Annotated in this window: 26 protein-coding genes; 19 read left to right on the plus strand and 7 right to left on the minus strand. The window is 42.4% G+C overall.

The annotated features are described in order from the left end of the window. Positions 1-166: 166 nt before the first annotated feature. From CDH51_RS06710 to CDH51_RS06730, 5 genes are all read left to right on the plus strand, one after another. The gene (locus CDH51_RS06710; protein WP_100627949.1) at positions 167-2,716 is read left to right on the plus strand and encodes a calcium-translocating P-type ATPase, PMCA-type; all 2,550 of its coding nucleotides are present in this window, start codon (positions 167-169) and stop codon (positions 2,714-2,716) included. A gap of 60 nt (positions 2,717-2,776) precedes the next feature. Then, positions 2,777-3,616, plus strand: coding sequence for a metallophosphoesterase (locus tag CDH51_RS06715; protein ID WP_100627950.1), 840 nt, complete (start codon positions 2,777-2,779; stop codon positions 3,614-3,616). Between the two features lie 243 nt (positions 3,617-3,859). Then, on the plus strand, positions 3,860-5,161 hold the full coding sequence (locus CDH51_RS06720) for an APC family permease (RefSeq protein ID WP_232724771.1): 1,302 nt from the start codon (positions 3,860-3,862) through the stop codon (positions 5,159-5,161). 35 nt (positions 5,162-5,196) lie between these two features. Further along, positions 5,197-6,066 carry a cation diffusion facilitator family transporter gene (locus CDH51_RS06725; RefSeq protein WP_100627951.1) on the plus strand — a complete coding sequence of 290 codons (870 nt, stop codon included), beginning with the start codon at positions 5,197-5,199 and terminating at the stop codon, positions 6,064-6,066. Positions 6,067-6,126: 60 nt separating this feature from the next. Further along, positions 6,127-6,729 carry a methylated-DNA--[protein]-cysteine S-methyltransferase gene (locus CDH51_RS06730; protein WP_100627952.1) on the plus strand — a complete coding sequence of 201 codons (603 nt, stop codon included), beginning with the start codon at positions 6,127-6,129 and terminating at the stop codon, positions 6,727-6,729. Between the two features lie 70 nt (positions 6,730-6,799). On the opposite strand, the gene CDH51_RS06735 is transcribed toward CDH51_RS06730, so the two are convergent. From CDH51_RS06735 to CDH51_RS06750, 4 genes are all read right to left on the minus strand, one after another. Continuing rightward, complete coding sequence (locus CDH51_RS06735; RefSeq protein WP_100627953.1) at positions 6,800-7,009, minus strand: addiction module protein; 210 nt, start codon at positions 7,007-7,009, stop codon at positions 6,800-6,802. Positions 7,010-7,065: 56 nt separating this feature from the next. Further along, complete coding sequence (locus CDH51_RS06740) at positions 7,066-8,271, minus strand: acetate/propionate family kinase (protein WP_100627954.1); 1,206 nt, start codon at positions 8,269-8,271, stop codon at positions 7,066-7,068. 94 nt (positions 8,272-8,365) lie between these two features. After that, positions 8,366-10,462, minus strand: a complete 2,097-nt coding sequence (gene pta, locus CDH51_RS06745; RefSeq protein WP_100627955.1) for a phosphate acetyltransferase — start codon at positions 10,460-10,462, stop codon at positions 8,366-8,368. Between the two features lie 604 nt (positions 10,463-11,066). Beyond that, the gene (locus CDH51_RS06750) at positions 11,067-12,200 is read right to left on the minus strand and encodes a DUF819 family protein (protein ID WP_100627956.1); all 1,134 of its coding nucleotides are present in this window, start codon (positions 12,198-12,200) and stop codon (positions 11,067-11,069) included. Between the two features lie 130 nt (positions 12,201-12,330). Between CDH51_RS06750 and CDH51_RS06755 the strand changes: the two genes are divergently transcribed. The 7 genes from CDH51_RS06755 to CDH51_RS06785 all read left to right on the plus strand — a co-directional run bounded on the left by CDH51_RS06755 (position 12,331) and on the right by CDH51_RS06785 (position 16,460). After that, positions 12,331-13,173, plus strand: coding sequence for a VOC family protein (locus CDH51_RS06755; RefSeq protein WP_100627957.1), 843 nt, complete (start codon positions 12,331-12,333; stop codon positions 13,171-13,173). 11 nt (positions 13,174-13,184) lie between these two features. Continuing rightward, a complete protein-coding gene (locus tag CDH51_RS20040; RefSeq protein ID WP_157807058.1) occupies positions 13,185-13,361 on the plus strand; it encodes a hypothetical protein in 177 nt (58 codons plus the stop codon). Positions 13,362-13,470: 109 nt separating this feature from the next. Continuing rightward, positions 13,471-14,190, plus strand: coding sequence for a hypothetical protein (locus tag CDH51_RS06760; RefSeq protein WP_100627958.1), 720 nt, complete (start codon positions 13,471-13,473; stop codon positions 14,188-14,190). 145 nt (positions 14,191-14,335) lie between these two features. Then, positions 14,336-15,142 (plus strand): hypothetical protein, encoded by an 807-nt coding sequence (locus CDH51_RS06765; protein ID WP_100627959.1) that lies wholly within the window; start codon positions 14,336-14,338, stop codon positions 15,140-15,142. Positions 15,143-15,295: 153 nt separating this feature from the next. Beyond that, positions 15,296-15,766 (plus strand): hypothetical protein, encoded by a 471-nt coding sequence (locus tag CDH51_RS06775; RefSeq protein ID WP_157807059.1) that lies wholly within the window; start codon positions 15,296-15,298, stop codon positions 15,764-15,766. 56 nt (positions 15,767-15,822) lie between these two features. Continuing rightward, positions 15,823-16,065, plus strand: coding sequence for a hypothetical protein (locus CDH51_RS06780; RefSeq protein WP_100627962.1), 243 nt, complete (start codon positions 15,823-15,825; stop codon positions 16,063-16,065). Beyond that, complete coding sequence (locus CDH51_RS06785) at positions 16,062-16,460, plus strand: type II toxin-antitoxin system VapC family toxin (RefSeq protein ID WP_100627963.1); 399 nt, start codon at positions 16,062-16,064, stop codon at positions 16,458-16,460. The genes CDH51_RS06780 and CDH51_RS06785 overlap by 4 nt, the downstream gene beginning before the upstream one ends. A 182-nt stretch (positions 16,461-16,642) precedes the next feature. On the opposite strand, the gene CDH51_RS06790 is transcribed toward CDH51_RS06785, so the two are convergent. Continuing rightward, positions 16,643-17,074 (minus strand): winged helix-turn-helix transcriptional regulator, encoded by a 432-nt coding sequence (locus CDH51_RS06790; protein ID WP_100627964.1) that lies wholly within the window; start codon positions 17,072-17,074, stop codon positions 16,643-16,645. An 83-nt stretch (positions 17,075-17,157) separates the two neighbouring features. On the opposite strand from CDH51_RS06790, the gene CDH51_RS06795 reads away from it, so the two are divergent. The 6 genes from CDH51_RS06795 to CDH51_RS06820 all read left to right on the plus strand — a co-directional run bounded on the left by CDH51_RS06795 (position 17,158) and on the right by CDH51_RS06820 (position 21,996). Continuing rightward, positions 17,158-17,928: an SDR family oxidoreductase gene (locus CDH51_RS06795; RefSeq protein ID WP_100627965.1), complete on the plus strand. Its 771-nt coding sequence runs from the start codon at positions 17,158-17,160 to the stop codon at positions 17,926-17,928. Between the two features lies 1 nt (position 17,929). Beyond that, positions 17,930-18,421: a hypothetical protein gene (locus CDH51_RS06800; RefSeq protein WP_198514282.1), complete on the plus strand. Its 492-nt coding sequence runs from the start codon at positions 17,930-17,932 to the stop codon at positions 18,419-18,421. 292 nt (positions 18,422-18,713) lie between these two features. Then, positions 18,714-19,367 carry a YdeI/OmpD-associated family protein gene (locus CDH51_RS06805; RefSeq protein WP_100627966.1) on the plus strand — a complete coding sequence of 218 codons (654 nt, stop codon included), beginning with the start codon at positions 18,714-18,716 and terminating at the stop codon, positions 19,365-19,367. An 11-nt stretch (positions 19,368-19,378) separates the two neighbouring features. Further along, positions 19,379-20,077, plus strand: coding sequence for a cyclase family protein (locus CDH51_RS06810; RefSeq protein WP_100627967.1), 699 nt, complete (start codon positions 19,379-19,381; stop codon positions 20,075-20,077). Between the two features lie 192 nt (positions 20,078-20,269). Next, positions 20,270-21,316 carry a DUF4198 domain-containing protein gene (locus tag CDH51_RS06815; RefSeq protein WP_100627968.1) on the plus strand — a complete coding sequence of 349 codons (1,047 nt, stop codon included), beginning with the start codon at positions 20,270-20,272 and terminating at the stop codon, positions 21,314-21,316. Then, on the plus strand, positions 21,316-21,996 hold the full coding sequence (locus CDH51_RS06820; RefSeq protein WP_100627969.1) for a HupE/UreJ family protein: 681 nt from the start codon (positions 21,316-21,318) through the stop codon (positions 21,994-21,996). The genes CDH51_RS06815 and CDH51_RS06820 overlap by 1 nt, the downstream gene beginning before the upstream one ends. Before the next feature lie 179 nt (positions 21,997-22,175). On the opposite strand, the gene hflC is transcribed toward CDH51_RS06820, so the two are convergent. Both hflC and hflK read right to left on the minus strand, forming a co-directional pair. Next, the gene (gene hflC / locus CDH51_RS06825) at positions 22,176-23,114 is read right to left on the minus strand and encodes a protease modulator HflC (protein ID WP_100627970.1); all 939 of its coding nucleotides are present in this window, start codon (positions 23,112-23,114) and stop codon (positions 22,176-22,178) included. Next, entirely contained in the window at positions 23,111-24,088 is a 978-nt protein-coding gene (gene hflK, locus CDH51_RS06830; RefSeq protein ID WP_026945477.1) for an FtsH protease activity modulator HflK, read from the minus strand. The genes hflC and hflK overlap by 4 nt, the downstream gene beginning before the upstream one ends. Positions 24,089-24,352: 264 nt before the next feature. Between hflK and CDH51_RS06835 the strand changes: the two genes are divergently transcribed. Next, complete coding sequence (locus tag CDH51_RS06835) at positions 24,353-26,248, plus strand: outer membrane protein assembly factor BamB family protein (RefSeq protein WP_100627971.1); 1,896 nt, start codon at positions 24,353-24,355, stop codon at positions 26,246-26,248. Positions 26,249-26,283: the final 35 nt, after the last annotated feature.

Raw genomic sequence — 26,283 nt, forward strand, 5'->3', positions numbered from 1 at the left:
ATTACGAGTCCAAACCGCTGCAAAATCAATCGCTTTGCTGCATTTAGCTCAATCGCCGTAGCGGTGCTATGCCTCATTCGCTAAATGCTTGATTTTATTGCGGTTTTAACTCTCACTACAGATTCTAATGCATAATCCGGGTTAAATGGCGAACGCCTAGACTTTTATGATCGACTATCCCAAGTCCCCAGAAGAATTACAAGAATACCTGAAAAATGGCCTTAGCCAGGAAGAAGCGGCTAAACGGCTGGAGCAATTTGGCCCCAACCAACTGAAAGAAAAAAAGAAGAAATCCACCTTCCAACTTTTTCTAGACCAATTCAAGGACTTTATGATCACCATTTTGGTCATCGCTGCGATATTCTCAGGTATTGCAGGAGAGTGGTCAGACACCATCATCATTTTGGTCATAGTTGTGTTGAATGCTATTATGGGTTTTGTGCAAGAGTATCGTGCCGAAAAAGCCATGGAATCTCTCAAAAAAATGAGTGAGGTCCAGTCGCAAGTCATTCGGGGAGGGAAAAACCAAGTCTTACCCTCCCGGGATTTGGCGCCGGGTGATTTAGTGCTCTGTGAGGCAGGGAATATGATCCCGGCAGATATTCAATTATTGGAAGAGAATGCCATCAAAGTCGATGAATCCTCCTTGACTGGAGAATCTGTCCCAGTGGAAAAGGAGTCTAGCAAGGATATAAAAAATCCGGAAGCGATCGACTCGAATGTTCACCTGTTCAAAGGCACTCTTCAAACCAATGGGCGCGGAATGGGAATCATTTTGGCAACAGGAATGAATACCCAGCTGGGGAAAATTGCCGATTTACTTCAGGAAAAAAGGCCAAATACACCCCTTCAAATCCGAATGGAGAAGTTTGGAAAAACCATCTCACTTTTTATCCTTCTGATTTGTTTGGTGATTTTTGGAATGGGAATTCTGAGAGGAGAAGACCCTATCCCATTAATGCTGGTCAGTGTGAGTCTCGCTGTGGCAGCCATTCCAGAAGCATTACCTGCTTTGATCACCATTGCCCTGTCTTTGGGTGCAGCCCGACTTGCAAAAAAGGAAACTTTGATCCGAAAACTACCTGCTGTCGAAAGCTTGGGGTCCATCACCTTCATTTGCACGGACAAAACCGGCACCCTGACCAAAAACCAAATGAAGGTAGTCCGGAAAGAAGCCTCCCAAGACTCCTTACCGGAAGGAAATGTACCCCTTCAATTGGCCATGGCGCTCAATCATGACATTCAGTCCAACGAGGAAGGGAACTTCATGGGCGAAGCGACTGAGTTGGCATTGGTAGAACATATCGTGGAAGATTTGGGGCAAAAGGAGTACGAGCAAATTCAAGAAAAATATCCCCGAGTCGGAGAGTTGCCTTTTGACTCCGAGCGAAAGCGGATGAGTACTTTCCATCAATTTGGGGACCAGGTTTTAGTCATTTGCAAAGGGGCTACTGAGACTATCCTGGACGTACTTGAAAAGGATATTTATTCAGAAGAAATTATAAAAATGTCCGACAAATGGGCTTCTGAAGGAGAGCGGGTCTTGGCTTTTGCAGGAAAACTCATCCCCTCCCTTCCGGCAGAAGAAGAATGGGAGAATTTGGAAAAAGACCTGTCTTTTTGGGGTTTGGCGGGCATGATAGACCCTCCACGCGAGGAGGTAAAAGAAGCTATTCAGGAATGTAAAACGGCGGGTATTCAACCTGTCATGATCACGGGAGATCATCCGGAAACTGCCAAAACTATTGCTGAGCAAGTTGGTATTTTGGAGGAGGGCAGACTATCCATCAGCGGCTCGGAATTGCGTGAGCTTTCAGATGAAGATTTTGAAAAGCAAATCGAAAAAATCAGCGTTTACGCTAGAGTTTCTCCCGATCAGAAATTGCGAATCGTCAAAACCCTTCAAAGCAAAGGACAATTTGTAGCCATGACAGGAGATGGGGTGAACGATGCCCCCTCCCTTCGGGCAAGTACCATCGGAGTGGCCATGGGAATCACCGGTACAGATGTGAGCAAAGAAGCCGCTCACATGATTCTATTGGATGATAACTTTGCCACCATCGTGCGAGCAATCCGGGAAGGCAGAAGGATTTTTGACAACATCCGGAAGTTTATCAAATACATCATGACCTGCAATGGGGCAGAGATTTTGACGATTACACTTGCTCCATTTTTGGGTATGCCTATTCCCCTTCTTCCCATTCACATCCTGTGGATCAATTTGGTTACTGATGGCATCCCGGCATTGGCATTGGCGAAGGAAAAAGCCGAAAGCAATATCATGAAACGGCCTCCACGACCACCAAAGCAAAGCCTATTTGCTGATGGTGTAGGGATTCACATCCTTTGGGTGGGTACCTTGATGGCTGCAGTGACACTTTTCACCCAATATTGGGCGATCCGAAATGAATGGCATTGGCAAACCATGGTTTTTTCTGTCTTGGCCTTTTCCCAATTGGGACATGTGATGGCCGTGAGAAGTGACCGGGATTTTTTATTTAAACAAGGACTCTTTAGCAATCTACCTCTCATTCTTGCCGTTCTGGGAATGATAGCTTTACAGATATTGGTCATTTATGTGCCCGTTTTCAATAAACTTTTTCATACAGAAGCGTTGAATCTACCCGAGCTACTGATTTGTGGAGGGATGGGTTTGGTTGTTTTTCATGCAGTGGAAATGGAGAAATTGGTGAAAAAATGGCGAAGGAAGAGCTGAATATGCTTGCATAGCTAAGCATTTTGGAAAAAAAAGCCTGTGCAAGAGAAACGAAAACTCATGAATAGAAGAAAGTTTTTAAAATCCGGAATAGCATTAGGAACAGCCCTGGCAGCTGGTGGAGTTTATGCTTGGCAAATCGAGCCTTATTGGTTGGAATTTGTTCATCTCCCTATGCCTGTCAAAAATTTACCCAAAGAGCATGAAGGAAAGATCCTGATTCAATTGTCTGACATTCATGTAGGCGACCGCTTTCCTCACAGTTACCTCATCGATTCGATGAAAAAAGCACAGGAATTCGATCCGGATTGGGTTGTATACACGGGTGACTTCACGCATTTCAAAAACTCCAAACAGTACAGCCAACTCAGCGCTGTACTCAAGTCAGCTACCAAAGGAAAAGTTGGCACTTTCGCTTCCCTAGGGAATCATGATTATGGACACGGATGGTCTATGCCTGAGGTAGCTGATGAAACGACTTCTATTTTAGAAAAATCTGGTATAAAGACTCTTAGGGATGAAAAATACAACTCGGATGGGTTGACGATCTATGGAATAGAGGATCTTTGGGGTACTAAATTTAATCCCGAAAAAGTGATGAAAACTTGGGATGCAAAAGAGGCTGCCATTGTCATGTGTCACAATCCAGATGCCTGTGATCTACCGATTTGGAACGGTTACGATGGGTGGGTTTTGGCTGGTCATACTCACGGAGGTCAAGTAAGGCCACCTTTCCTTCCGGCTCCTATTCTGCCCGTCCAAAATAGACGTTACGACCAGGGAAAAATTGACCTAGAAGATGGACGCACTCTTTACATCAATCGGGCTCTAGGAAATTACTTCCCCATCCGCCTCAATGTCCGACCTGAAATCACCGTTTTCACCCTTACCCAAGCATAAGTCTAATCTTCCATTTAACCCGGATTATGCATTAGAGTCTGTAGTGAGAGATCAAACCGCAATAAAATCAAGCATTTAGTGATTGAGGCATAGCACCGCTACGGTGATTGAGCTAAATGCAGCAAAGCGATTGATTTTGAAGCGGCTTGAGCTCGTAATAGGAAATCTAATGCATATTTCGGGTTTAATTCTTTCCCCAATCTGATTATCTTCCGAATTCGTTTTTGCAAAAAATAAGAATCGGTGTCATTAGAAAAACAGGAAAAACTGCCAAGAAACCTTGGACTTTGGGGCATTTGGATGCTTGTGGTCAACGGATTTATTGGAGCAGGAATCTTTGGATTGCCTTCCGGCGCAGCGGATTTGGCAGGTGAATACAGCGTTTGGATTTATGCATTTTGTGCACTGCTCATGCTCCCGGTGATTTTGAGTTTTGCGGAAGTTGGGAGTTACTTTAGAGGAACAGGCGGCCCGATCAAATACGGAACGCAAGCTTTTGGAGGATTTGTAGGTTTTCAAGGAGGCTGGTTGTATTACCTCGCCCGGTTGATTTCCTTCGCCGCCAATACGGTACTCCTATCAGATAGCATTGCCTACTTTTTTCCTCTTGCAGGAGAAGGCACCGGTCGTCTTTTCACCATTTTGCTCACCATTCTGGGGCTTAGTTCGGTGAATATCCTAGGTTCGAGTGAGTCCATCCGATCCATGACCTTTTTCACCATTATCAAATTTGGAGTTTTGATAAGCTTGGTTTTTGGAGGTTTTGTTCTTTTGGGAGACACCATGGTCCCAACATTTGATTCAGCGCTTCCTGAGGCGGGGAATTTAGGAGCAGCAGCCTTGCTTTTGATTTATGCTTTTGTAGGCTTTGAGGGGGCGATTGTCCCTGCAGGAGAAGCTAAAAAACCCGAGCGAGACATGCCCATGGGGCTAATTCTCGGACTTGTCGTAGTGGTGATTTTATATATGCTGATCCAATTGGTCGCCATGGCAGCAGTCCCCAATTTGGCAGAATCCACCACTCCACTACTAGACACAGCATCCAACCTCTTTGGGGAATTTGGAGCCTACTTTCTGATGGTTGGCGTGGCCACTTCCGTAATCGCCAATCTGATTAGCTCCATGTTTTCCGCTACGCGTGTCACCTATGCACTTTCACTGGAAAATTCCCTCCCAGCTTGGTTTGGAAAGGTCCACAATCGCTTTCTTACACCCGCCAATTCAGTTCTCTTTTTCGGAATAGCAGCCTTTATCCTGGCGGCTATGGGTTCTTTCCGGTTCTTGGCGGCCATGACAGTCTTATCCCGGCTTTTCCTATTTATCATGACCTGTGCAGCCGTACCTGCACTTCGACCAAAGTTCCGTGGACAAGGAAGGTTTATTCTAAAAGGCGGCTATCTAATTCCAATTTTGGGAATTTTGTCTTGCCTGTGGCTGATGATGCAGGTAAGCTGGGAATCAGTTTGGATGACAGGAATTTTTGTATTCATTGGAACAGGTTTGTATTGGATTGGAAAGCGACAAGCAGATAATTCCACAGAATAAACGCTTAGCTTTTCCGATAAATAGTAATTTCGTCCATGTCCCAGGAGAAACTTGCCATCCGTACCGTAATTTTCAGCATGCTGGGAAATGCGCTGCTCTCAGGAATCAAATTTCTGGCAGGTATTTTCGGAAATTCCTTTGCGCTGATCGCCGATGCTATCGAGTCTTTGGTGGATGTTTTTTCAAGTATTTTGGTTTTGATCGGCTTGAAATATGCACAGCGACCGGCAGACGAAAATCACCCCTATGGACATGGAAAAGCTGAAGCCCTGATTACCTTTTTGGTGGTGGGTTTTCTAATCGTCTCTGCCGTGACAATTGCCTATCAGGCCATCCAAAATATCCGCACACCTCATGAAGGACCGGCATCTTGGACCTTGGCGGTTTTGGCAGCGATTATTTTGTGGAAAGAAATATCCTACCGATTTGTACTTAATCGCAGCAAAAAGCTTCAATCTAGCTCCCTCCGAGCTGAAGCTTGGCATCATCGCAGTGATGCTATTACTTCAGTAGCTGCATTTATCGGGATTTTGATTGCGATTTGGGGTGGTGAGGGCTATGAAAAGGCTGATGACTATGCAGCCATTTTTGCTGCAGGCTTCATTCTCTACAATTGCTACCTTATTTTTCGTCCGGCACTTGGGGAAGTCATGGATGAAGACACTCATGATGACTTGACTACCGAAATCAGAAAAGTAGCACTGACGGTAGAAGGAATCACTGGTACAGAAAAATGCTTTATTCGAAAAGCGGGTATGAAATTCCACGTTGATTTACATGCTAATGTGAACGGGGACTTGACTGTGAGAGAAGGACATGACATCGCCCATGATCTCAAGGATACTTTGAAGAAAGAAATCCCCAAATTGGGGCATATCCTGATACATATCGAGCCGTTCGATTAGAGGCTGACAATTGATGTCTTTACAAATCCTCTTCTGCGTTTTTTAAGCTAATTTGAAACCATGGAAAAAATCATAACCACAAGCTACAAAAGTCCCGTCGGTGAATTGATCCTTGGAGCTTTTCAAGGTCGACTTTGCCTCTGTGACTGGTACTATCGGAGGATGAGAAAAGCAGTGGACGAACGTATCCAAAAAGGATTGAATGCTGATTTTTTAAACTTTGATCTTGATTCGGAAAAGAAAAGCCCCACTTCAGCTATTGATAAGGATATTAGACCTGAAAATATCAAAGTCATCCAAAAAGCTATCGAACAGTTAGAGGACTATTTTTCAGGAAATCGAAAGACCTTTGATGTACCATTAAGCATGGTTGGTACAGATTTCCAGCAAAGCGTTTGGCAGGAATTGATGGAAATCCCTTTTGGTGAAACGAGAAGCTACCTGGAGCTTTCCCAACAAATGGGGAATCCAGACGCTATCCGAGCTGTCGCCTCCGCTAATGGTGCAAATGCAATCTCCATCATTATTCCCTGTCATCGGATTATTGGTTCGGATGGAAGCCTAGTGGGCTATGCCGGAGGCTTGGATGCAAAAAAGCGATTGTTGCGACTTGAGGGAGCGAAAAACAATAAAAATAGAGCCCAAATAGAGCTTTTTAATTAAGGATTATTCCTTTCTTTTCTCCCAAACCTGGGGGTCACGACTTGAATATGTAATTGCAAAAACAACGATTCTATTTTCTTTCTTTTTCTATTTCCCAGTCCAAGAGTTCCTCAGGATTTTCTTCAAAAAATTTAATGCGCTCATCAAGCAGTTTCTTACGGGATGAACTAACAAACCCTTCTTTCTCCTTTTTTAAAGCGTAGAGTTTGAGAAGCGTATTTTTGTCATCAAGTTCAGTCAACCATTGAATCAAATCCAATTTCAAAGAAAGCGTATCCATTTTTTGTTTCGTTTTTATAAAAATACAAATTGAACGCTAGAAATGGTTAAACCCTGCTACAAATCAATATTAAGTAATCCAAAACACTGCTTCGCAATTTCCAATTCCTCGTTGGTAGGGATGACCAATAATTTGACCTTGGAATCAGCGGTTTGAATCTCCTGAATTCCTTTATCCAAATTCTCATTTTTCGCCAAATCCATCTGGATTCCGAGGTAGTCCATATTTTCACAAACCAATTTTCGAGTCAAGCGATCATTTTCACCCACTCCTCCTGTGAAAATCACCCCGTCCAACCCATTCATACAAGCCGTAAACGCACCTATATATTTTTTAATGCGGTAAGCGTACAAGTCATAGGCAAGTTGGGCTTTAGAATCTCCTTCCTGCAGGTGCTTTTGAATGTCCCGCATATCGCTAAAGCCTGTCAGGCCAAGCATCCCGCTCTTTTTATTCAAAAGATTATTGACCTCATCGAGGCTATAGCCCAGTTGATTGACCAAATAAAAAATAACTGCCTGATCGATGTCCCCTGCCCGGGTTCCCATAATCAATCCATTCATAGGCCCCATTCCCATGCTTGTATCAATCGATTTTCCATTTTGAATAGCTGCCATACTGCAGCCATTGCCCAAGTGAATGCTGATAAGTTTAAGGTTCCTGCTCCCTAAATGATCCATCGCCCGCTCGGAAACATATTTATGGCTGGTACCATGAAATCCATAGGCCCGAATGCCATGTTTCTCATAAAACTCATTGGGAATGGCCATCCGAAAAGCAACAGGAGGCTGTGTCTGATGAAAAGCCGTGTCAAAAACAGCGATTTGCTTTGCCTCAGAAAAAATCTCCTCCGCCACTTCAATACCCAGAAAATTCGCAGGATTATGTAAGGGAGCAAGTGGAAAAAGCTCCTTGATTTTTGCCTTGACAGCCGAACTGATAAGCTGGGTGCTGGCAAATTTCTCACCTCCGTGTACTACCCGGTGTCCAACCGCTTCTACCTGCCTTGGGTCAGAAATGACGCCTATCTCAGGATCTGTCAAAAATTCAGCAACTAACCTCAAACCCTCAGAATGAGAATTAATTGCTTTGGTTTCACTTCGCGCTATATTCCCCTTTGGCAAAAAAGCCTTATAGTCAATTCGGGACTCATCCAAGCCAATTCGATCCACCATTCCTGAGCAAATTACCTGCTCCTCGGGCATTTGGATCAACTGATATTTGATGGAGCTACTCCCTGAATTGATGACAAAAATTTTCATGTGTTTATAATTTGATTTTGAAAGGCCACATGGAATGCCCTACTCCGATAAATCGGAACATTTTTCTGTCTGAGAAGCCATTCTCATAGGCATTTCATTGTTCTGCTTCTTGTGCTTGAATGGCTGTAATTACAACCGTATTAAAGATATCAATGACCGTGCATCCTCGACTCAGGTCATTGACGGGTTTGTTGAGACCTTGGAGCATGGGACCTATGGCAATAGCCCCGGTTTCCCGCTGCACAGCTTTATAGGTGTTATTTCCTGTGTTGAGATCTGGGAAAATCAAGACACTTGCCTGACCTGCTACCTCAGAATTGGGAAGTTTCTGCCTACCCACAATCGGGTCTACTGCTGCATCGTATTGAATAGGCCCCTCGATTTTAAGTTCTGGACGTCTGGATTTGACAATTTCGGTGGCCTTGCGTACTTTTTCCACCTCCTCCCCTGCTCCGGATGTTCCCGAAGAATAGGAAAGCATCGCTACCTTCGGCTCTATCCCAAACATCAAAGCGGATTCAGCTGAAGATATGGCGATATCTGCCAATTGCTCAGAAGTAGGATTTGGCACGACTGCACAGTCCCCAAAAACCGACACGCGATTAGGGAGACACATAAAAAAGACTGAGGAAACGGTATTGACACCGGGTTTGGTTTTGACAAACTGCAAAGCAGGTCGAATCGTATGCTGTGTAGTATGCACTGCTCCGGAAACCATGCCATCAGCATGCCCTTTATAAACCATCATGGTTCCGAAATAGGATACATCATGCATGAGATCTCTTGCTGTCGTGAGAGAAATTCCCTTTGCTTTGCGCAGCTCATACAATTCCTGCGCATACTCCTCAAATCGCTCTGAAGTTGCCGGTTCTACAATTTTGATTCGATCAAAGTCAGTGGAAATATTCAGGCGAGCCATCATGGATTCGATCTCCTCTCGATTTCCCAATAGGGTAAGTTCGACCACTTCCTGTCTCAAAAGCATATCAGCTGCTTGCAAAATCCGCTCATCTGTCCCCTCAGGAAGGACGATGTGCTTTTTATGGCTTTTGGCCCGCTTGACAATCTGATACTGAAACATCCGAGGAGTCAGAATCTCCGAACTGAAGGAACCCATCCGATCATCCAGGGCCTTTTCGTCCACATATTCTTCAAAAAGCCGTATGGCCAAAGCGATCTTATCCTTATCCTCCGGGGCGATACGAGCCCTGATTTCATTGACCTTGGTCACGACCATGAAAGTTCCATCCTCTACCTGCAATACAGGAACAATCGTCTCCAAACCTTCCAAAAGCTTGACGATAGAAGGCTCAGGGTGCATTCCACCCGAGACGATGACTCCGGCTATCTTTCCAAAATTCCTGGAAATATTTGCCTGAAGGGACCCGATCAGAATATCTCCTCGATCCCCAGGGGTCACTACCAGTGTATTATTGTTGATTCTGTCGAGAAAATTGTGAAGCTGCATGGCTCCCACGACCGATTGATCCACCCGATTAGTCAGGTACTGCTCTCCGAATAACAACTTTGCACCTAAGGAATCCATGATCTCTCCCATGGTAGGATTGCTAAGCTGTTCATGACTTGGAATAGCGCTAATGAGGATGCTTTTGGGAAGGATATGCTTGAGTCGGCGAAGAATCTCTTCCCGCTTGGATGGTTTGACTTTATTGGCAATGAGGGAAAGTACCTGCACCTCCTGACTGAGGTAACTATTGACGCTTGCCATGGCCAAATCGATGATTTCTGAAGTGGTCCGATGCGCACAATTGAGAATAATTGCCGCCGGAATCCCTAGATTTTTGGCAATGCTGATATTTCCGTCAAACTCCACATTCGTGCTGACATCTGAAAAATCAGTCCCCTCCACGACAATAAAGTCTGCGGATTCTTTCAGCGAGTTGAACTTCTCGATAATGGTATCGATGAGAAATGCGTCATTCCGCTTATTGATCTCTTTAAATGCATTTTTACGAGTGAAGGCATACATCTCCTCGTAGCGCTGATGCAGGTTGAAATGCTTTCCAAGCAATTCCAGCCTCCGGTCTTTATCTCGCTTATTTCCGGTAATTATGGGTTTGAAATAGGCCAATCTATCAGTTTTGGCAGCCAACATATTCATCAAGCCCAAGGCAAAAATGGATTTTCCGGAAAAGGGTTCGGTTGTAGTGAGGTAGATCGCTTTGGTCATATATTTCTAAAAACTTAAAGTACGCGGAGCAAAATTGCCTTTGATAAATTTAAAAATACCTGATAAAGATCAGCTGACAAGGGGATTTTTCTTTTTCAAGATTTGTAAAAGCTGAGAAGGGTCAGAATCATCAATAAAAGAGATGTTTTGGGTTCGACGTTCGGCGTTCAAGGTTCAGCGTTTTCTGCAATAGAAAAATTGAGCTTAATAATTGGTCATTATACTCTCCCTCCTTCTGACCCGGACAAGCCCTATGGCTGAAATTTTCCAACCTTACCACCTTTCAACTTTTCCACTTTTCCCCTTACAATTCACTACTTACTAATGAGATAGCCACGTCGCTTCTAGAATTGCCCGAGAATCTAATGTTTTTCGTTCCAGCTCCTCGCTATGACGGACACCTTACAACCTTCCCTCTTTAACCCGAAATATGCATTAGACTTCTTACTACGAGTCCAAACCGCTTCAAAATCAATCCGCTTTGCCGCATTTAGCTCAATCACCGTAGCGGTGCTATGCCTCATTCGCTAAATGCTTGATTTTATTGCGGTTTGATCTCTCACTACAGATTCTAATGCATAGTCCGGGTTTAAACTTTTCAACTTCAAAAAGCCCCCGCCACCAAGAACCCAATATAGGTCCCCAAGGCATTTCCCAAGCTTCCTACCAGAACTCCGGGAATCAATAAATCAGGACGATTTAAGCTCTCTGCAGCTGCAATAGCGGTCGTATTCCCTCCCACATTTGCCTGGGAAGCAACTGCAATCACATCCCAATCCATTTTCAAAAGTGCACCGATTCCAAAAACAAAAAGTCCATGAATCAAAACCAGCAAACCCACAAAAAGAATCAAGGTACCAGCTAATTCACCCACACCCGACAGCGCAGAGATGTCACAGAGGGTTCCGATTACGCCTAGGAAGATCATAATCATAAAAAAGCCCAAGGTTTGTTTTCCATGCAATTGCTTGACGGCGGGGAATTGTGCTAAAATCAAGGCAATAGTCGTCAAGGTGATGATCTCAGGGACTTGAGGAAAATACTCCGCCACTATTCCGCTAATAACCATAGCCAAAAATCCCAAAGCCAGCATGGAAGCCAAGGAAGACATGGAAATCACCTCAACCCCAGCACTCTTTGGGGTGCTTTGGGCGGATTGAAGTTTTTTTCGAGGAAAAAGCTTTTGAAGGTAGCGAGGTAAAATCAAGGTGGCTATGATCCAAGGCGTTCCGATCAAATTATCCACCACGGTAGTCGCAGCGAATAATGGCCCATTTTCATTGACGGCATAGCTCAGGGCCACTGCATTGAAATTGATACTCCCACCGATATAGGTCCCGGTGTACATACCGGCCACTGCTCCAGCAAGCTCTCCAATGGCAGCTTCCGGTTGAACCAGAAACCAGGATACGGCCACACCTACCACCGTTCCTACCGTACCAATTCCAAACATCAGGAGGATGGGAATCCCGGCATCTTTGAGACTCCGTAGGTCGACCTCGAGCAAAGCTATGAAAATGCCCAAGGGTGCTAGGTAAACAAAAACCCCATCGTAGATTGGATGTCCTTCCATAGCGGAGGGGATGAGTCCCACATTAGCGAAAAAGGCACAAATCAAAATCACCCAAATGGGTGTGCCAACCGTCCTTCCCCAAGGAAAACGTGTCAACCAAATTCCAAAAAATACTGCTACACAAAGCGTAGCAGCAATAAAAAGCGGCTGATCTTGAAATGTCATGTCGGGAAAATAGGGAAAGACAGTGAATTAAATACTAAAAAATTTCAAAAAACACAGACTAATATTTCGGTTTTCGATTGGTTTTAATGCCCTCCTTCGCTAAATTTTATCAGTAAAAACTATTTAAAGTATGCAAAAGATTCTTTGGGCTGTGATTTTTTCAGCCTTCCTCGCCTCTTGCAGCCCGAGTGCTGCCCCACCTGTTCTCACTGAAGTCTCCACACCCGGCTATCATCCGGGACGAGTAGTTTGGTACACCTTGGCTTCACCCAATCCGGAAGTAGCCAAAAACTTCTATGAATCGGTTTTCGGCTGGACCACGACACCCTATGGGGACAATAATCGGGAACTCTGGGTTTTTCAAAAAGATCAAAAGCCGGTTGCACTAATGGCCCGCTATAAAAGCGACAACAACTCCGGAGAATGGATAGGAAGTATCTCAGCAGAAGATGTGGAGCAGGCAAGTTCCGAAGCCAAATCCCTCGGCGCCACAATTTTAGCGAAACCCGTAGCCGTAGCCAATCAGGGGATGATTTCCTATGTTCAAGATCCTCAAGGAGCGCATTTCTCCCTGATTCGAATGGCAGGAGGAGACCCCGAACCTAATCTTGCTTCACTAGACAACTTCCTCGGTATGGAACTCTGGTCCAACAATACGGAAGAATCCCAAAAATTCTACACCGATATCCTAGACTATGAAATTGAAATGCGCAAGGAGGGAAATGTAGATTATACGGTTTTCAAGAAGAATACCCTCAACTGCCTGGGGATGCTGGAAAATCCCGTGGAAAATGTACGAAGTCATTGGCTTCCTTATATCCGGGTAGCAGATGTAAATGCTGCCTTGGCCAAGGCCAAAGAGAATGGAGCGACCGTCTTGCTAGAACCCCGTGCAGATGTTCGTAACGGCTCGGTAGCCATTATTCTTGATCCTACGGGAGCTCCTCTAGCCCTTCAAGTGTATAATCCTTAAAAATTGAAAAAATGAAAAAGCGAATATTCAGTCTACTAATAATTCTTGGTCTCTCTCTCTTCTTGCCTGCTTGCTCCAATATGCATATGACGGGCGGCGTAGGACTCAACTTCAGTGGCGGCCCCTATGGCATGCGTGTCACCCCTTCAGTCAATGTGGGGATGTATGGAGGAGGCTATCGCTGGTAATTAAGATTAGGATAAACAGAACTTTTATGGCGCCTATCCCCCGGATTTGGGTGGATAAAGGAGTTTTTATGGCGCCTAAAAGAAGTTATGCTCTATTTAGAAACGACAAATGATCAACATATTTAAAAGGAAAAAAAGAGAAGGCTGTCCAGTTTGTTTTGAAAACAACACGATTGGCTTTGGAACCGATTATTTGGAATCTAAATTCATTTCAAGAATTGATTCGGAACAGGAAATTGGGGGAATTGAAATCTTTAAATGTCAAAAATGCTCAACTCAATTCTATAAAGAAGGGAATATGTTCAACAAGATAATGGACGGACAGATTGACACCTTGAAAAGATGGGCTAATAAGACCTTAAAAACTGACGATTCCTTAAAGAAGAAAATTGATGAAATAGGTTTTTCAGAAAATTGGGACGGAAGTAAAGTGGCGCCAGCTAAAATACTTTTAAACAATGGGAAAGAGTTTGATTTTGCAACTATTCGGATAACCAAAACACCACCTATTGGAGCTTTTTTTGACAATTTTGAAAATCTGTTTTTTATTGACGAAGTAGAATCTATAGACAAAAGCCAATTTGGACTATCAAGCGAGATAAGAAACGAAGCAAATAAAGCAGTAGAAAGAAGAATGGGCTTCTATCCAACCGTATTAAAGACAAATGACGGTAAAAAGATTGTTGTTAATGGACCTTCTCTTTTTTTTAACTCAAACGGAATAAAAGGAGAGCAACTCATTTTAGCAAAGGAAGATTGGGATCATCGAGCGAAATATATTTATGAAGACAAAATTGAAAATCAGACTCTAATAGTTGGTAAAGAATGAAAACAGAGCATAACAGCACCTACCCAAAAGTGGCGGTTCAGTGGTTAAATCAAGCTTTGTGCTTCTATCAAAGCTTGTGCTTGGTTGACAGTGAAGTGCTTCCAAATCGCCACCTTCGGGTAGCTGCAAACCGTTACCACGCATTATGAAAGCAACGACATCCATATTTTTCATTCTTGTATGTTTGACAACAAAAGCTCAGATTAATTTGGACTCCTTGCGACAAAATATAGAAAACTCGACTATTTGGAAAAAGACTAAGACAGTTGATTATTTAATGCAACCTTTTCAACGGTTTGAAAGAGTTGACCAATTGGAAAGTTTTGATTTATTCATTGACAGTACAGGATATTTAAACGAATATATTGGACTAACGGCTGTTTACAAACAGTTCGACAATCAAAATAGACTAACAAAGAGAATTGGCTATAATTTAAAAGGAAATTACTATCTATGGGACTATAGCCCTATCGAAATGACTGAATATCATAATGACACTACAATTGTAGCTCACTATAATGAAAAGTGTATTTTGACTGAAAAGGCAGCAAAGATTAAGGACGGTAAAGGAAGAGTAATTGAAGAACTTTGGTATGACAAAAATCTTAAACTAAATTCAAGAACAACATACAACTACATAGACCAACAAAACGAATTACTTATAACAACCTTTGATGGAAGTAACCAAATCAAATATGATAAATTTGGAGTCGGAATAAAACTACAAAAGTTTGACACGCTCAATAGACTTATTGAACAACGCTATTACGATTCACAAATGAGTTTAGTTGAAGCGGAACACGGTTTGTCATCATCATCAAACTTCTTTGAATGTAAATTCTCAATACTTAGAACAGAATACAAGAACAATGAAGAACTGACCCAATACTATAATTCAAAAAATGAATTGCAATGCGAATCAGACGGCTTTTCAATATGGACGACAAAATAACGCGTGGTAACAGCACCTACCCAAAAGGCGGGGTTTCGTATTCCAAAGACAGTTTTGTGATTAATCAAACATTAGTTTTTCAAATCAAGTTTTGTGGTGAAGTCCCCGCCCTTCGGGTAGCTACAAAACGTTGGCGAAAATTGAAAAAAAACCATGGAAAGCAATAAACTATATCACCACTTTCTGAAATATCTGTTTCTTGGCCTGGGAATAATCATGTTAATTACGTGTATCTTATCTTGGTTCTTTCCTGAGTTATTCTGGGTAAATGGTGAGAAAATGGAACAAAGCATCGTTACCACGTTAATTTTTGGAATGATAGGATTAGTTTGCTTCCCAATATTTATTGTGATTAAGGATAAATTTGTAATAGTAAAATTTGGAGGCCAAAATGTTACAATAAAAAATGGTGACAACGAAAGAAAAATAAATTGGATGGAAGTAGAATCTCTTTCTCACATACAGTTTGTTTACCCTCCTTTGTATAAACTGAAAGTTAAAGGGGATAATAAAGTCTATTGGTTCAATACTGAAAATCAATTTATAAATACAGGTGGATTTATAAGTGATACAAGTGAAATGGGGGACTTAATAAAGAAAAAGAAAAGAGAGTTAGGAGTTTAATTTTGCAAACCAATTGACCATCAATCCATTAATTCCGTAAATTGAAGAAAAAAAACATGGCAAACCTTACTTTAAATAATAAGACTTTGGAAAAGTATTTTGGTATGTTGCGAGGTCTAGATAATCTTTCGAAGAAAAAGTTGATCAAAAAATTGACCGATTCTCTTGAAAAAAAAGAAGAGAAGGTGGATTTACGATCACTTTTCGGAGCATGGGAAGACAACAAAGATTCCGATGAAATCATTAAAGAAATTAGAGAATCCAGAATTGAAAAAGCAGAAAATCCTAGTTTCGAATGAAGTATCTTTTAGACACCAACATTTGTATCCATTTTTTAAGAGGCAAGTATGAACTGATAGAAAAGTTTGAACGGCTAGGTACTGAGAATTTTACTATTTCAGAAATTACTTTGGCAGAATTGGTTTTTGGAGCTGAAAACAGTAAACACCCTCAAAAGAATCTTGATTTAGTTGAAGTCTTTGCTAACCAAGTTGTTATCCTTCCAATTTTTAATGCGATTTACCTGTATGGAAAGGAGAAAGCCCGTTTAAGGTCAAAAGGATTGATGATAAGCGATTTTGATCTTTTTATTGGATGCACAGCAGTAGAAAAAGACCTTATAATGGTGACCGAAAACTTGAAAGAGTTTCAAAGAATTTCTGGTATTAAGTTAGAAAACTGGGTTAATAGATAAGAAACAACTTTCGCTAACATCACCTTGAATATATTGGGCGGTTCAGAGTAATCATGAAATTCAATACCTTTAAGAAAACAGGAGTTGGTTGAAAGGGAACGTTTCCGAATGCCTGCCTGGCGTCAGACAGGCCCGCCGTCACCAAGCTGAATCACGTTGGCTGTAATTTAAATAAAGCCTTTTCAACTTAAAGTTTCCTCAACAAGTTTACGATAATTATTCTGAATACCTGCTGTCACTTTTGATTTGTCTTGGTGAAACCCTGCCTCAGCTATCGAAAACATTTCCGAATTTTGTTCCCTTAAATTTTTATCGCTCCACAGAATAATTTCTGTAATCACAGGAGCTAACTCTATCCCTTTTTCTGTTAATAAATAGATGTTTTCTTTTTGATTATCAGGCAATTTCTGTTTGGTAATTAGCCCATTCTCTTCCAACCACTTCAATCTTGCTGACAAGATTCCGGGGGCTATTTTTTCAGGAGATATCGAAAAGTCCTTAAATGTCTTTTTCCCTTGAACCAGCATATCTCTTACGAGGAGTAATGACCATTTGTCTCCTATGATATCTAAAGTGGAAGCTACGGGACAGCCCGATCTAAAATTACTTTTCATTTTTTTTTGCTATCATTTTGATAGTAATAAATAATTTTTACTTACTATTGCTACTGAAACAATAGTAAAAATAGCATTATTATATGAAATCATCAAAACAAACTGTACTCATAACAGGTGGAGGATCAGGCATTGGGCTTGCCTTAGCAAGGAAGTTCCTTGAGAATGACCATACGGTGATCATAACGGGCCGAAATCTCGATAAGCTTGAAAAAGTAAAACAGGAAAATCCTAAAATCCATATCTACCAAAGTGATGTAACAGATGAAGCAGCAGTGAAAACGCTGGCAGATGATGTTCAACAAAAGTTTGGTGCCATTGACATCCTTGTCAATAATGCCGGCATCATGAACTTAGTCGATGCCGGAAACGAAAGGAATGACCTGCAAAAACAAATGCAGGAAATTGAAATCAACTACAATTCGCCTATTAGAGTATTGCACTACTTTCTACCACAATTGAAAAAAAGTAAGAACGCAGTATTGGTCAATGTCTCTTCAGGATTGGCTTATGTGCCTTTTGCTCAAGCACCCGTTTATTCGGGCACAAAATCAGCCTTGCATTTTTGGACATTAGGTATTCGCCCACAACTGAAACCTCATGGCATTAAAGTTATTGAACTTTTACCACCCGTGGTTGACACCCCATTGGCACACGGAGCAGACATTGCCGAAGACGATAATTTGAAACCAATGCCCCCCGAGAAATTAGCAGCGATTTTTTGGAAGGATTTCATTAGTGGCAAAGAAGAAATCACGCCAGGAATTTCTAAACAACTGAAATTCATGAGCCGCTTGGCACCAAAATTCATATTCAAACAACTCAATAAACAAGCTATTCCAAACACAATTTAAAATGATGGACAATTTTACAATTATCAACTTACAGGCCTTAACAGGCACAGTCGCAATAATTTTAGGTTTTAAATATTGGATACAACCGCGAATCTCGAAGCTGCCCATCCATGAGGCACTTCTTCCATTCGTTTTTCTCAATACATTCAGATACCTCGGTTTAACATTTATGGCAAAGGAGCAATTTTATGACGGTTTTCCGACTGAATTTTTAACCACAGTTGGTCTGCTTGACCTTACCACTGCAATTTTAGCCATCATTGCAGCCATTGCCTTAAAAAACAAATGGAGTTTTGCCATTCCGCTGGTTTGGATATTCAACATCGTAGGATTTGGAGATTTAATTACCGCGTTCCCGCAATTCTTTGGACTAGAACTTTACAATCAAAACCTTGGCTTCATTTGGCTGATGTTTGTGACTTATGGTTTAGCGACATTCCTTAGCCATATCTACATTTTTTATAGGCTTTTTAAAAATCTCAGGAAAAGCTGAAAGAAAAGCATAAATATGACTGGGTATAAAATCAATTATGATTATCCGCAATGATGTCAGAAACCTAATTTCTTTGCTAATCTAGCCGGATGTCCGATGACGGAAGCTTCAAAAATCGATCATTTTCGCAGAATTTTATCCGCACAAATTCGGTACTGGTAAGAATGCGGATAAACGTAAAATCAATATTGAGTTGGATTCTAATCAAATCTTATGTTTGATTAAGTATCTTCATATTTAAAATTAAAAGCTTTAAATCAGAACCTGTTCATAGCTGAATGTCCAATACCAAATGAACAAATCAGTTGACAACTATTTTATCGAAGGCTGCGGAAGATGTCCTTTGGGCGGCAGTCCTGACTGTAAGGTTCATTCTTGGACTTCAGAATTGGCACTCCTGCGAAAAACAGTCCTCAGCTGTGGCTTGAAAGAAGAATCCAAATGGGGCGTTCCCTGCTACACTTATCAAGACAATAATATTCTTATCCTCAGTGCATTCAAAGATTATTGTTCCCTCAGTTTTTTCAAAGGATCGCTGCTAAAGGACGATAAAAAGCTATTGGTAAAACCTAGGCCTAATTCCCAAGCAACAAGGCTTTTTAAGTTTAAAACGCTTCGAGAGATTCTGGATATTGAAAATGAAGTGAAAGCTTATATCCATGAATCCATCGAACTGGAAAAAACTGGGCAGAAAATCCATTTCCAAAAGAACCCTGAGCCGATTCCAGAGGAATTTGAAGCAGAGTTGGAACGAGACCCAGTTTTGAAAACTGCTTTTGAAGCATTGACACCGGGAAGGCAGCTAGGATATATCCTTTATTTTTCCCAGCCCAAGCAATCCAAGATGAGAACAGGCAGGATAGAAAAGTGTAAGCCTATGATCTTGTCAGGAATAGGCATGAATGACAAGTATAAATCCATGAAGAAATCTGAGAATCACAAATAAGCAAATCCATCATGATCGAAATCATTGACCTCAGTCAAGAAATCTATGAAGGAATGCCTGTCTTTAAGGATCTTCCTCAGGTAAAAATCGGGATACACAACTCCCACGAAGAATGGAGTGGAGAAAGGAATCCCAAGGCTCGTACCCCCGCAGTGCATAAGCTTGAGCTCGGAGAGCATACAGGCACTCATGTGGACGCCATCAATCACATGGCCATTGAGCACAAAGGTAAATCCATTGATAAGATGCCCTTATCCATGTTTTATACAGAGGGAATTTGTCTTGACTTCTCGCATAAAAAATTAAGGGAATTAATCGAAGCTTCTGAAATCGAAGAGGCATGCAAAAAGGCTGAAGTAGAGATTAAAGCAGGTGATACAGTTCTTCTCTACACAGATCACTATCGGCGTCACTTCGCTAGCGAAAACTGGGCAAAAGGACCTGGAGTATCAGCTTCCTGTGCCAGATGGCTTGGAGAAAAGGAAATAGCAGCCTTTGGTGTGGAAACCATGTCACCGGGTGTATCGGGTGTGTCCAATCGAGAGGTACACCATATTTGCGGCAAGCTAAACTTCACCCATTATGAAAACATGGTAAATCTCCATCAGTTAGTTGGGAGAGGAAGATTTCGGTTTGTAGGCCTCCCACTCAAAATCCGCGGAGGAACCGGGTCTCCGGTGAGAGCGGTTGCCATTTTTGAGAATAAATAGATTCACAATTTTTGCGAAAAGACATCAAGTGTAACCCTTAGATTTTCCCTCAAAACCATTTCTCCTTCTATTTGACCAATTTGGATTGCAGAATTTTTAGAATTGGGTTTTCTTTGCCGAAGTTAAAAGCAACCGAAATACAGAAATAAAAACTTTTTCATCCCCTTACCTATCAAAATTATAAGGTTTATCATGAGCACTCCCTCTAAAACTCCGAAATCCCAGATTTTAAAGTCACTTGCGCTAGTACTGGCAGTAGTGCTACTCAGCAGCCATGATCTCTATCTCAAGATGGGCACCTATTTCTTACAACCGAATCAAGAGGCAAGGATTAGCCTTTATAATGGGACTTTTGAGAGGAGTGAAAATATTATTACCCGCGACCGAATGCTTGATGCCTCTATTGTCATAGGTGGCGATCGACGGGCGATCCAAGCAGATCAGTGGCAAGATCAGGACAGTACCATTACTCAACTTCCCTTTAAGGCCGAAGGAGAAGGCACCTACCTTGTTGGCGTCTCTACTCAAGCCAAAAACATAGAACTCGCCGCGAATGAATTCAATGATTACCTTGAACACGATGGCGTATCGGATATGCTGGAGCAGCGTACCCAAGCCGGCTTGCTAGATCAAGATGCAGTCGAAAGCTATCAGAAGCATGTGAAAGCCATCTTTCAGGTAGGAGATGCCAAAACAGAAGATTGGAAAACAGTACTGGACTACCCGATCGAATTCGTCCCACAGGAAAATCCCTATGAAAAATACAGTGGGGAGAATCTAGCCATTCAGTTGTTGCTGGAAGGCGAGCCACTTGCCAACCAGCTGGTTTATGCTGACTTTATCCAAACTGCACATTCCCACGAAGGTCAGGAACATAGTCATGAGCATGGTGAAAGCACGCATACTCACGATGATGAATCAGGCTCAGAAGAGACCCATACGCATACGAGCGGTCAAAAACTCAGAACCAATAATCAGGGAATAGTAACGGTAGATCTTCCCGAGGATGGCATCTACTATATCCGCACCATTCATATGGTCACTACCCCTGAAAGTGAGGAATTGACTCATCAATCAAAGTGGGCCACACTGACCTTTGAGGTCACTCACAAGCATGGAGCAGATACGCATACCCATGACGATCATGATCATGAGGAGGGAATTCCTACTTGGGTATTTGTATTGGGCAGTGCAATATTAATCGGCTTGTTTTATCTGATTTTCAGAAAAAAAGATTGATGACGCGAATCAAGCTTACCCAAGGCCTTTTTGTTTTCTTATTTTTCATTCCATTAGTGGGCTTTGGCCACGATGTCACGAGTGCCGATCAAGAACTTCTTAGAAATGGAGGTTTGTGGGCTTACGTACAAGTGGGTGCCACACATATGCTCACCGGCTATGATCACTTGCTCTTTCTTGCCGGAGTTATTTTTTATTTAAACAGCTTTCGTGATATTGTCAAGTTCATCACCGTCTTCACGATTGGACATTGCATTACCTTGATCGGAGCCACCTATGCAGGTGTAACTGCAAATGAGCACTTAGTCGATGCAGTCATTGCTCTAAGTGTCTTCTATAAGGGCTTTGAAAATTTGGGGGGCTTTGAAAAATTAAAAGTCAAATCTCCCAATTTACTTCTGATGGTGGGACTTTTCGGGTTGATTCATGGGTTTGGGCTTTCTACCAGATTGCAATCCTTTGAGATGGGAGACGGGCAAATGCTGGCAAAAATCCTTTGCTTCAACTTGGGGGTAGAAATTGGACAGATCCTCGCATTGATTCCTATAGTTTTGATTATTTCTATTGCCAAAAAGTATCCGCGATTTCCTGCTTTTTACAAAGCCGTCAATAGCTACCTCATTCTTGCAGGAATCGGCTTATTTGCCTATCAATTATACGGCTATTTCTTTGGGCATTGATCGAAAGTAAATTGAACTCGCTCACTCCAAATTTTCCTATTTGACTTCAATCCTAGCCATAAGGAATCAAAAAGGGATAGCTTTCAATAGCTATCCCTCTTTATTTTTCATTCCTCTTCTTTCCCAATAGAAGTTTCCAGACTTCATAAAGAAAAAGAGCGTATCGACTTTCAGATTCTTTAATTCAATCTTCTGAGATACTTGAAAAATTCCGAATCTGTGGATAAAACGATACTCGTGCTTTCATCCATTGATTTTTCGAAACTTTCCATCGTTCTCAAAAACTTATAAAGCTCAATTGATTGTCGATTTTTATTGTAAGCCGAGGCATAAATGGCTGTTGCTTCAGCATCCGCCCGACCTTTGATTTCCTCAGCTTCTCGGAATGCCTCCGACTGAATCTGTGCCAAATCCCGCTCTTTGTTACCTTCAATCACCCGGGCGCGACCTTGTCCCTCAGAGCGAAACTGATCGGCAATTCGATTTCTTTCGGAGATCATACGATCGTAGACACGATCCCGTACATCATCCACATAATTCATTCGCTTAAATCGGAAATCAAGAATACGAACGCCCAAATCTGCGGTTCGCTCATTAGCTTTTTCAAGCACAATCCGCTCTATCTCGTCTCGTCCTACCGAGATATCCTGAAGAACTTCGATCTCTTCCATAAAATCCTCTGTGATCTCCGGATCACGGTTGGTTGACCGAACGATATCCAATAGATCATGGCTGGCGATGGCATTTCGAGTTTCGCCATCTAGAATGTCATCCAATCGAGACTGTGCAGAACGCTCGTCCCGAAGACGGATGAAAAACTGCAGGGGATTCGTAATCTCCCAGCGCGCGTAGGTATCAATGAAAATGAATTTCTTATCCTTGGTAGGCACCTGATTCTTGTCTCCATCCCATTCCAGGTATCGTTTGTCGAAAAACTGCACCTTATGAAGGAAAGGAATCTTAAAATTCACTCCTGGATCGGTCCGAGGCTCACCCACGGGCTTACCGAATTGAGTCACGATAGCCTGCTGCGTTTCATCCAAAATAAAGTAACTATTGAATAGCAAAATGGTGAAAATCGCTACGGTTACGATGCTTATTATTCTTTTTCGATTCATTGCTGCGGAGTTTTTACTTTGTCAATATTCAAGAGCGGCAACACATTGTTACCTTTTTCATCCACGATGATTTTGTTACCGATTTTCGGAAGAATACTTTCCATCGTTTCCAGATAGATTCGCTGCTTGGTGACTTCGGGAGCTTTTACATATTCTGAATACAAAGAATTAAATCGCTCCGCTTCACCCTTGGCACGGTTGACACGATTGAGCGCAAAAGCTTCCGCCAATTGTATGGTCTCTTCCGCTTCACCCCGAGCTCTTGGAATTACTCGATTATACTCAGCCTCGGCCTGATTGATGAGTGTTTCCCGCTCCTGCTGCGCTTGGTTTACTGCATTAAAGGAAGGCTTGACTGGCTCCGGTGGATTCACATCTTGCAAAACAACCTGATCGATTCGAATACCATTCTCGTACTCGTCGCACATTTCTTGAAGTCGAACCTCCACACTGGAAGCCACCTCTTGACGTCCGACGGTTAGCACCTCATTGACGGTCCGGTCACCTACTACTTTTCGCATGACTGACTCAGACATATCGCGAAGCGTCTTTTCTGCATTCCTTACTTTGAATAGAAACTTGTAGGAATCAGTGATTCGGTACTGCACCACCCACTCTACATCGGTCAAATTAAGGTCACCTGTGAGCATCATACTTTCATCTCCATAGCCAGATTTGGTATATTCAGACTCACGACCTGCACGGGTGGTTCTAAAACCAAACTCCTGCTTGAGCTGTCTCTGTACCGGGATTTTATACATTCGCTCGATTCCGAAGGGCAGCATAAAGTTCAGCCCTGGCTGCACGGTACGATTGTACTCCCCAAGCTGAATGACCACCCCTTCCTCTTCAGGACCTACGGTCCGAATACTCGAGAATAGTCCAATTAATAGAACAACCCCAATCAGAATTTTACTGAGGTATTTCCGAATCCAGTCCGGATTGATATTGATTTGATAATTTCTGTCTTCCATATTTCTTGTTTACATCTTTTACTACGGATTCCTCAAGGAGAGGGATAGGAATAATCGTCTTAGTATCAAGATTACAATAAAAAAGGCTATGATTAAAGATTTAACCCTAAACTTTCCGCTGACAAGTTTTTTAATATCCAGAAATAACTGGAATAAAACCTTGGCCTATATCTGGTAAAATACGACAAATAGCGTATGGTAAATCGGGAGTCCTTAATCTTTCTTTATCCTATCAATTAAAGAAATTTTATACCTCCCAAACAAATGAAAAAGTTAAGCTTCTTATTATTCGCGCTGGCCTTCCTGGTAGGAAAGGCCTGGACGCAGACAGCTCCCACATTTAAGTATACAATCGGTGGGAAAATCGAAAAAATGACCCTGACAGATGCAGGTGTATTGCTGGTAAATGGCAGTAACGGATTGGCTGGGATTAAACCCGGTGCAAGTAGTCCACACTTCAACTTTGCGGAGTATGGAAAGATCAAAGAAGAAGAGATGGAACTGGTTCCGATGAGTCCTTATGTTGTATTGACTCAGGGCGGAAAATCCCAGATTCCTGGGACCATCTTTGCCAACTCTAAGCGAACCGTGATCGATGTGATCACCGGAGAAAAAGTCTTCGTAACTGAAGAAAATGGCTGGAAGCAAATTGCGCAGCTGAAGATTTTTATCCCTGAAAACAAACTGGTTGTAGTAGGCAATCGGGAGAAAAGTGAAGGGGAAGTTTTGGCTGTGGGCATCTATGATTTGGCTACCGGTAAGCAGGATGGCTTTGCCAATCTGGACCCAAATGCCGGCAAAGTCCGAAGTGCAGCAGCGGTACCGATGAGTTCGGGAGCTCCGTTCCTACTTCATGACCAAGTATTCGTCCCAACTACCAAGGGCGTAGTCTCAGCAAACGTGAAGGACGGAAGCGTTATTTGGCAAAATGAGATTAAAAATATTACCAGCATGGTGGCCGATGAGACCGGAAATGAAATATATGGCTTTGAGGAGCGCTCGAACGGCGACACCCGAATTCATAAATTCGGAAAAGATGGACAGGAGCTTTGGGAGGACGAGCGCAAAATCAAGGGCTCGGTCACTCGTTTTCAAATTCTTCCGGGTGGCTTGACTGTAGTCAGCGATGTATTCAAAGGTGGAAGCAGCTTGGTCAGCCAAATCGGTGGTAGTGGAGAATCGAAAATTGCATTCCTCAATGCTTCAAATGGAGAAGACCTTTGGGAAAAAGCACCCAAAACCAAGGGCTATGTACAGCATTTTTATGTAATGGAGGATGGGATCTTATTTGGTTTGGCAGAAGGCGGAATCAACAAAATCAAGTTTGATGGGACTCCCCTTTTCAAAAAGCCGATCGATACCGGAGCTAATATTCACACCATGGCCACTACCCCACAGGGAATGATTTATATCACCGATACAGATGCTAACATCATCGACCTAAATACAGGAGATGCCAAGTGGAAAAAGGGAATTCAGTACAAGAAAGCCACTTCAGTGACCAGTGCCTATGACCAAGCGAATGGACGATATCTGATCAGTACGGGTGAGGAGATTTTGGCAATAGATGAAAATACAGGAGACTTCAGCACACTGGCTAAGTTGAAATTTGAAGGTAAAGAAAGTCCCAACACCATGGGGATGCGATCTTCTGGCTTGTATTTGGCTTCGGATCAAAATATGATGCTACTTGATGTCAATGGTCAGGAAAACTACCATGTATTCCATAAGGCTCCCGGCCAAAGTACATTTGCAAAAGTTGCTCTGGGTGCATTAACTGTAGCCTCAGCAACGATGGCGGCAGCGGCAGCGTCCCAATCCACCTATTCCTACTACATCGGGGAATACAGCAGTGCAGAGGCCCAGCGTGCCAATAGAAATGCAGCAGCTGCGGAAAGCTTCTCCAATATTGCTTCTGTTTCCTACGGAGAGATGACCAAGCGATTCAAAGCTACTATGGCAACTGCCAACGACCAGTTCATCCTTACCGATCTGAGTGATGGTGTAGGATTAGTCAAGGTAAATAAGGACACCGGAAATACTGAAAAAGAGATCGTTCTTAAGGATAAAAAGCCTGTTTACGAAGTCGATGATATCGAAGGCTATTTGTATTACCTATCAGGAAGTGGCGAAATCAGTGCATTTGATTTAAAGAATTAAACAATAGCTTGAAAAGCAAAAGCCCCTGCAAGTAG

This window comes from Algoriphagus formosus (genome assembly GCF_002807035.1).
Taxonomy (GTDB): domain Bacteria; phylum Bacteroidota; class Bacteroidia; order Cytophagales; family Cyclobacteriaceae; genus Algoriphagus; species Algoriphagus formosus.

What these genes read in the sequence shown, in the direction of transcription:
- CDH51_RS06710 (WP_100627949.1), top strand. Translation starts at nt 167, where the DNA reads ATGATCGACTATCCCAAGTCCCCAGAAGAATTACAAGAATACCTGAAA.
- CDH51_RS06715 (WP_100627950.1), top strand. Translation starts at nt 2,777, where the DNA reads ATGAATAGAAGAAAGTTTTTAAAATCCGGAATAGCATTAGGAACAGCC.
- CDH51_RS06725 (WP_100627951.1), top strand. Translation starts at nt 5,197, where the DNA reads ATGTCCCAGGAGAAACTTGCCATCCGTACCGTAATTTTCAGCATGCTG.
- CDH51_RS06730 (WP_100627952.1), top strand. Translation starts at nt 6,127, where the DNA reads ATGGAAAAAATCATAACCACAAGCTACAAAAGTCCCGTCGGTGAATTG.
- CDH51_RS06735 (WP_100627953.1), bottom strand. Translation starts at nt 7,009, where the DNA reads ATGGATACGCTTTCTTTGAAATTGGATTTGATTCAATGGTTGACTGAA.
- CDH51_RS06740 (WP_100627954.1), bottom strand. Translation starts at nt 8,271, where the DNA reads ATGAAAATTTTTGTCATCAATTCAGGGAGTAGCTCCATCAAATATCAG.
- pta (WP_100627955.1), bottom strand. Translation starts at nt 10,462, where the DNA reads ATGACCAAAGCGATCTACCTCACTACAACCGAACCCTTTTCCGGAAAA.
- CDH51_RS06750 (WP_100627956.1), bottom strand. Translation starts at nt 12,200, where the DNA reads ATGACATTTCAAGATCAGCCGCTTTTTATTGCTGCTACGCTTTGTGTA.
- CDH51_RS06755 (WP_100627957.1), top strand. Translation starts at nt 12,331, where the DNA reads ATGCAAAAGATTCTTTGGGCTGTGATTTTTTCAGCCTTCCTCGCCTCT.
- CDH51_RS20040 (WP_157807058.1), top strand. Translation starts at nt 13,185, where the DNA reads ATGAAAAAGCGAATATTCAGTCTACTAATAATTCTTGGTCTCTCTCTC.
- CDH51_RS06760 (WP_100627958.1), top strand. Translation starts at nt 13,471, where the DNA reads ATGATCAACATATTTAAAAGGAAAAAAAGAGAAGGCTGTCCAGTTTGT.
- CDH51_RS06765 (WP_100627959.1), top strand. Translation starts at nt 14,336, where the DNA reads ATGAAAGCAACGACATCCATATTTTTCATTCTTGTATGTTTGACAACA.
- CDH51_RS06775 (WP_157807059.1), top strand. Translation starts at nt 15,296, where the DNA reads ATGGAAAGCAATAAACTATATCACCACTTTCTGAAATATCTGTTTCTT.
- CDH51_RS06780 (WP_100627962.1), top strand. Translation starts at nt 15,823, where the DNA reads ATGGCAAACCTTACTTTAAATAATAAGACTTTGGAAAAGTATTTTGGT.
- CDH51_RS06785 (WP_100627963.1), top strand. Translation starts at nt 16,062, where the DNA reads ATGAAGTATCTTTTAGACACCAACATTTGTATCCATTTTTTAAGAGGC.
- CDH51_RS06790 (WP_100627964.1), bottom strand. Translation starts at nt 17,074, where the DNA reads ATGAAAAGTAATTTTAGATCGGGCTGTCCCGTAGCTTCCACTTTAGAT.
- CDH51_RS06795 (WP_100627965.1), top strand. Translation starts at nt 17,158, where the DNA reads ATGAAATCATCAAAACAAACTGTACTCATAACAGGTGGAGGATCAGGC.
- CDH51_RS06800 (WP_198514282.1), top strand. Translation starts at nt 17,930, where the DNA reads ATGATGGACAATTTTACAATTATCAACTTACAGGCCTTAACAGGCACA.
- CDH51_RS06805 (WP_100627966.1), top strand. Translation starts at nt 18,714, where the DNA reads ATGAACAAATCAGTTGACAACTATTTTATCGAAGGCTGCGGAAGATGT.
- CDH51_RS06810 (WP_100627967.1), top strand. Translation starts at nt 19,379, where the DNA reads ATGATCGAAATCATTGACCTCAGTCAAGAAATCTATGAAGGAATGCCT.
- CDH51_RS06815 (WP_100627968.1), top strand. Translation starts at nt 20,270, where the DNA reads ATGAGCACTCCCTCTAAAACTCCGAAATCCCAGATTTTAAAGTCACTT.
- CDH51_RS06820 (WP_100627969.1), top strand. Translation starts at nt 21,316, where the DNA reads ATGACGCGAATCAAGCTTACCCAAGGCCTTTTTGTTTTCTTATTTTTC.
- hflC (WP_100627970.1), bottom strand. Translation starts at nt 23,114, where the DNA reads ATGAATCGAAAAAGAATAATAAGCATCGTAACCGTAGCGATTTTCACC.
- hflK (WP_026945477.1), bottom strand. Translation starts at nt 24,088, where the DNA reads ATGGAAGACAGAAATTATCAAATCAATATCAATCCGGACTGGATTCGG.
- CDH51_RS06835 (WP_100627971.1), top strand. Translation starts at nt 24,353, where the DNA reads ATGAAAAAGTTAAGCTTCTTATTATTCGCGCTGGCCTTCCTGGTAGGA.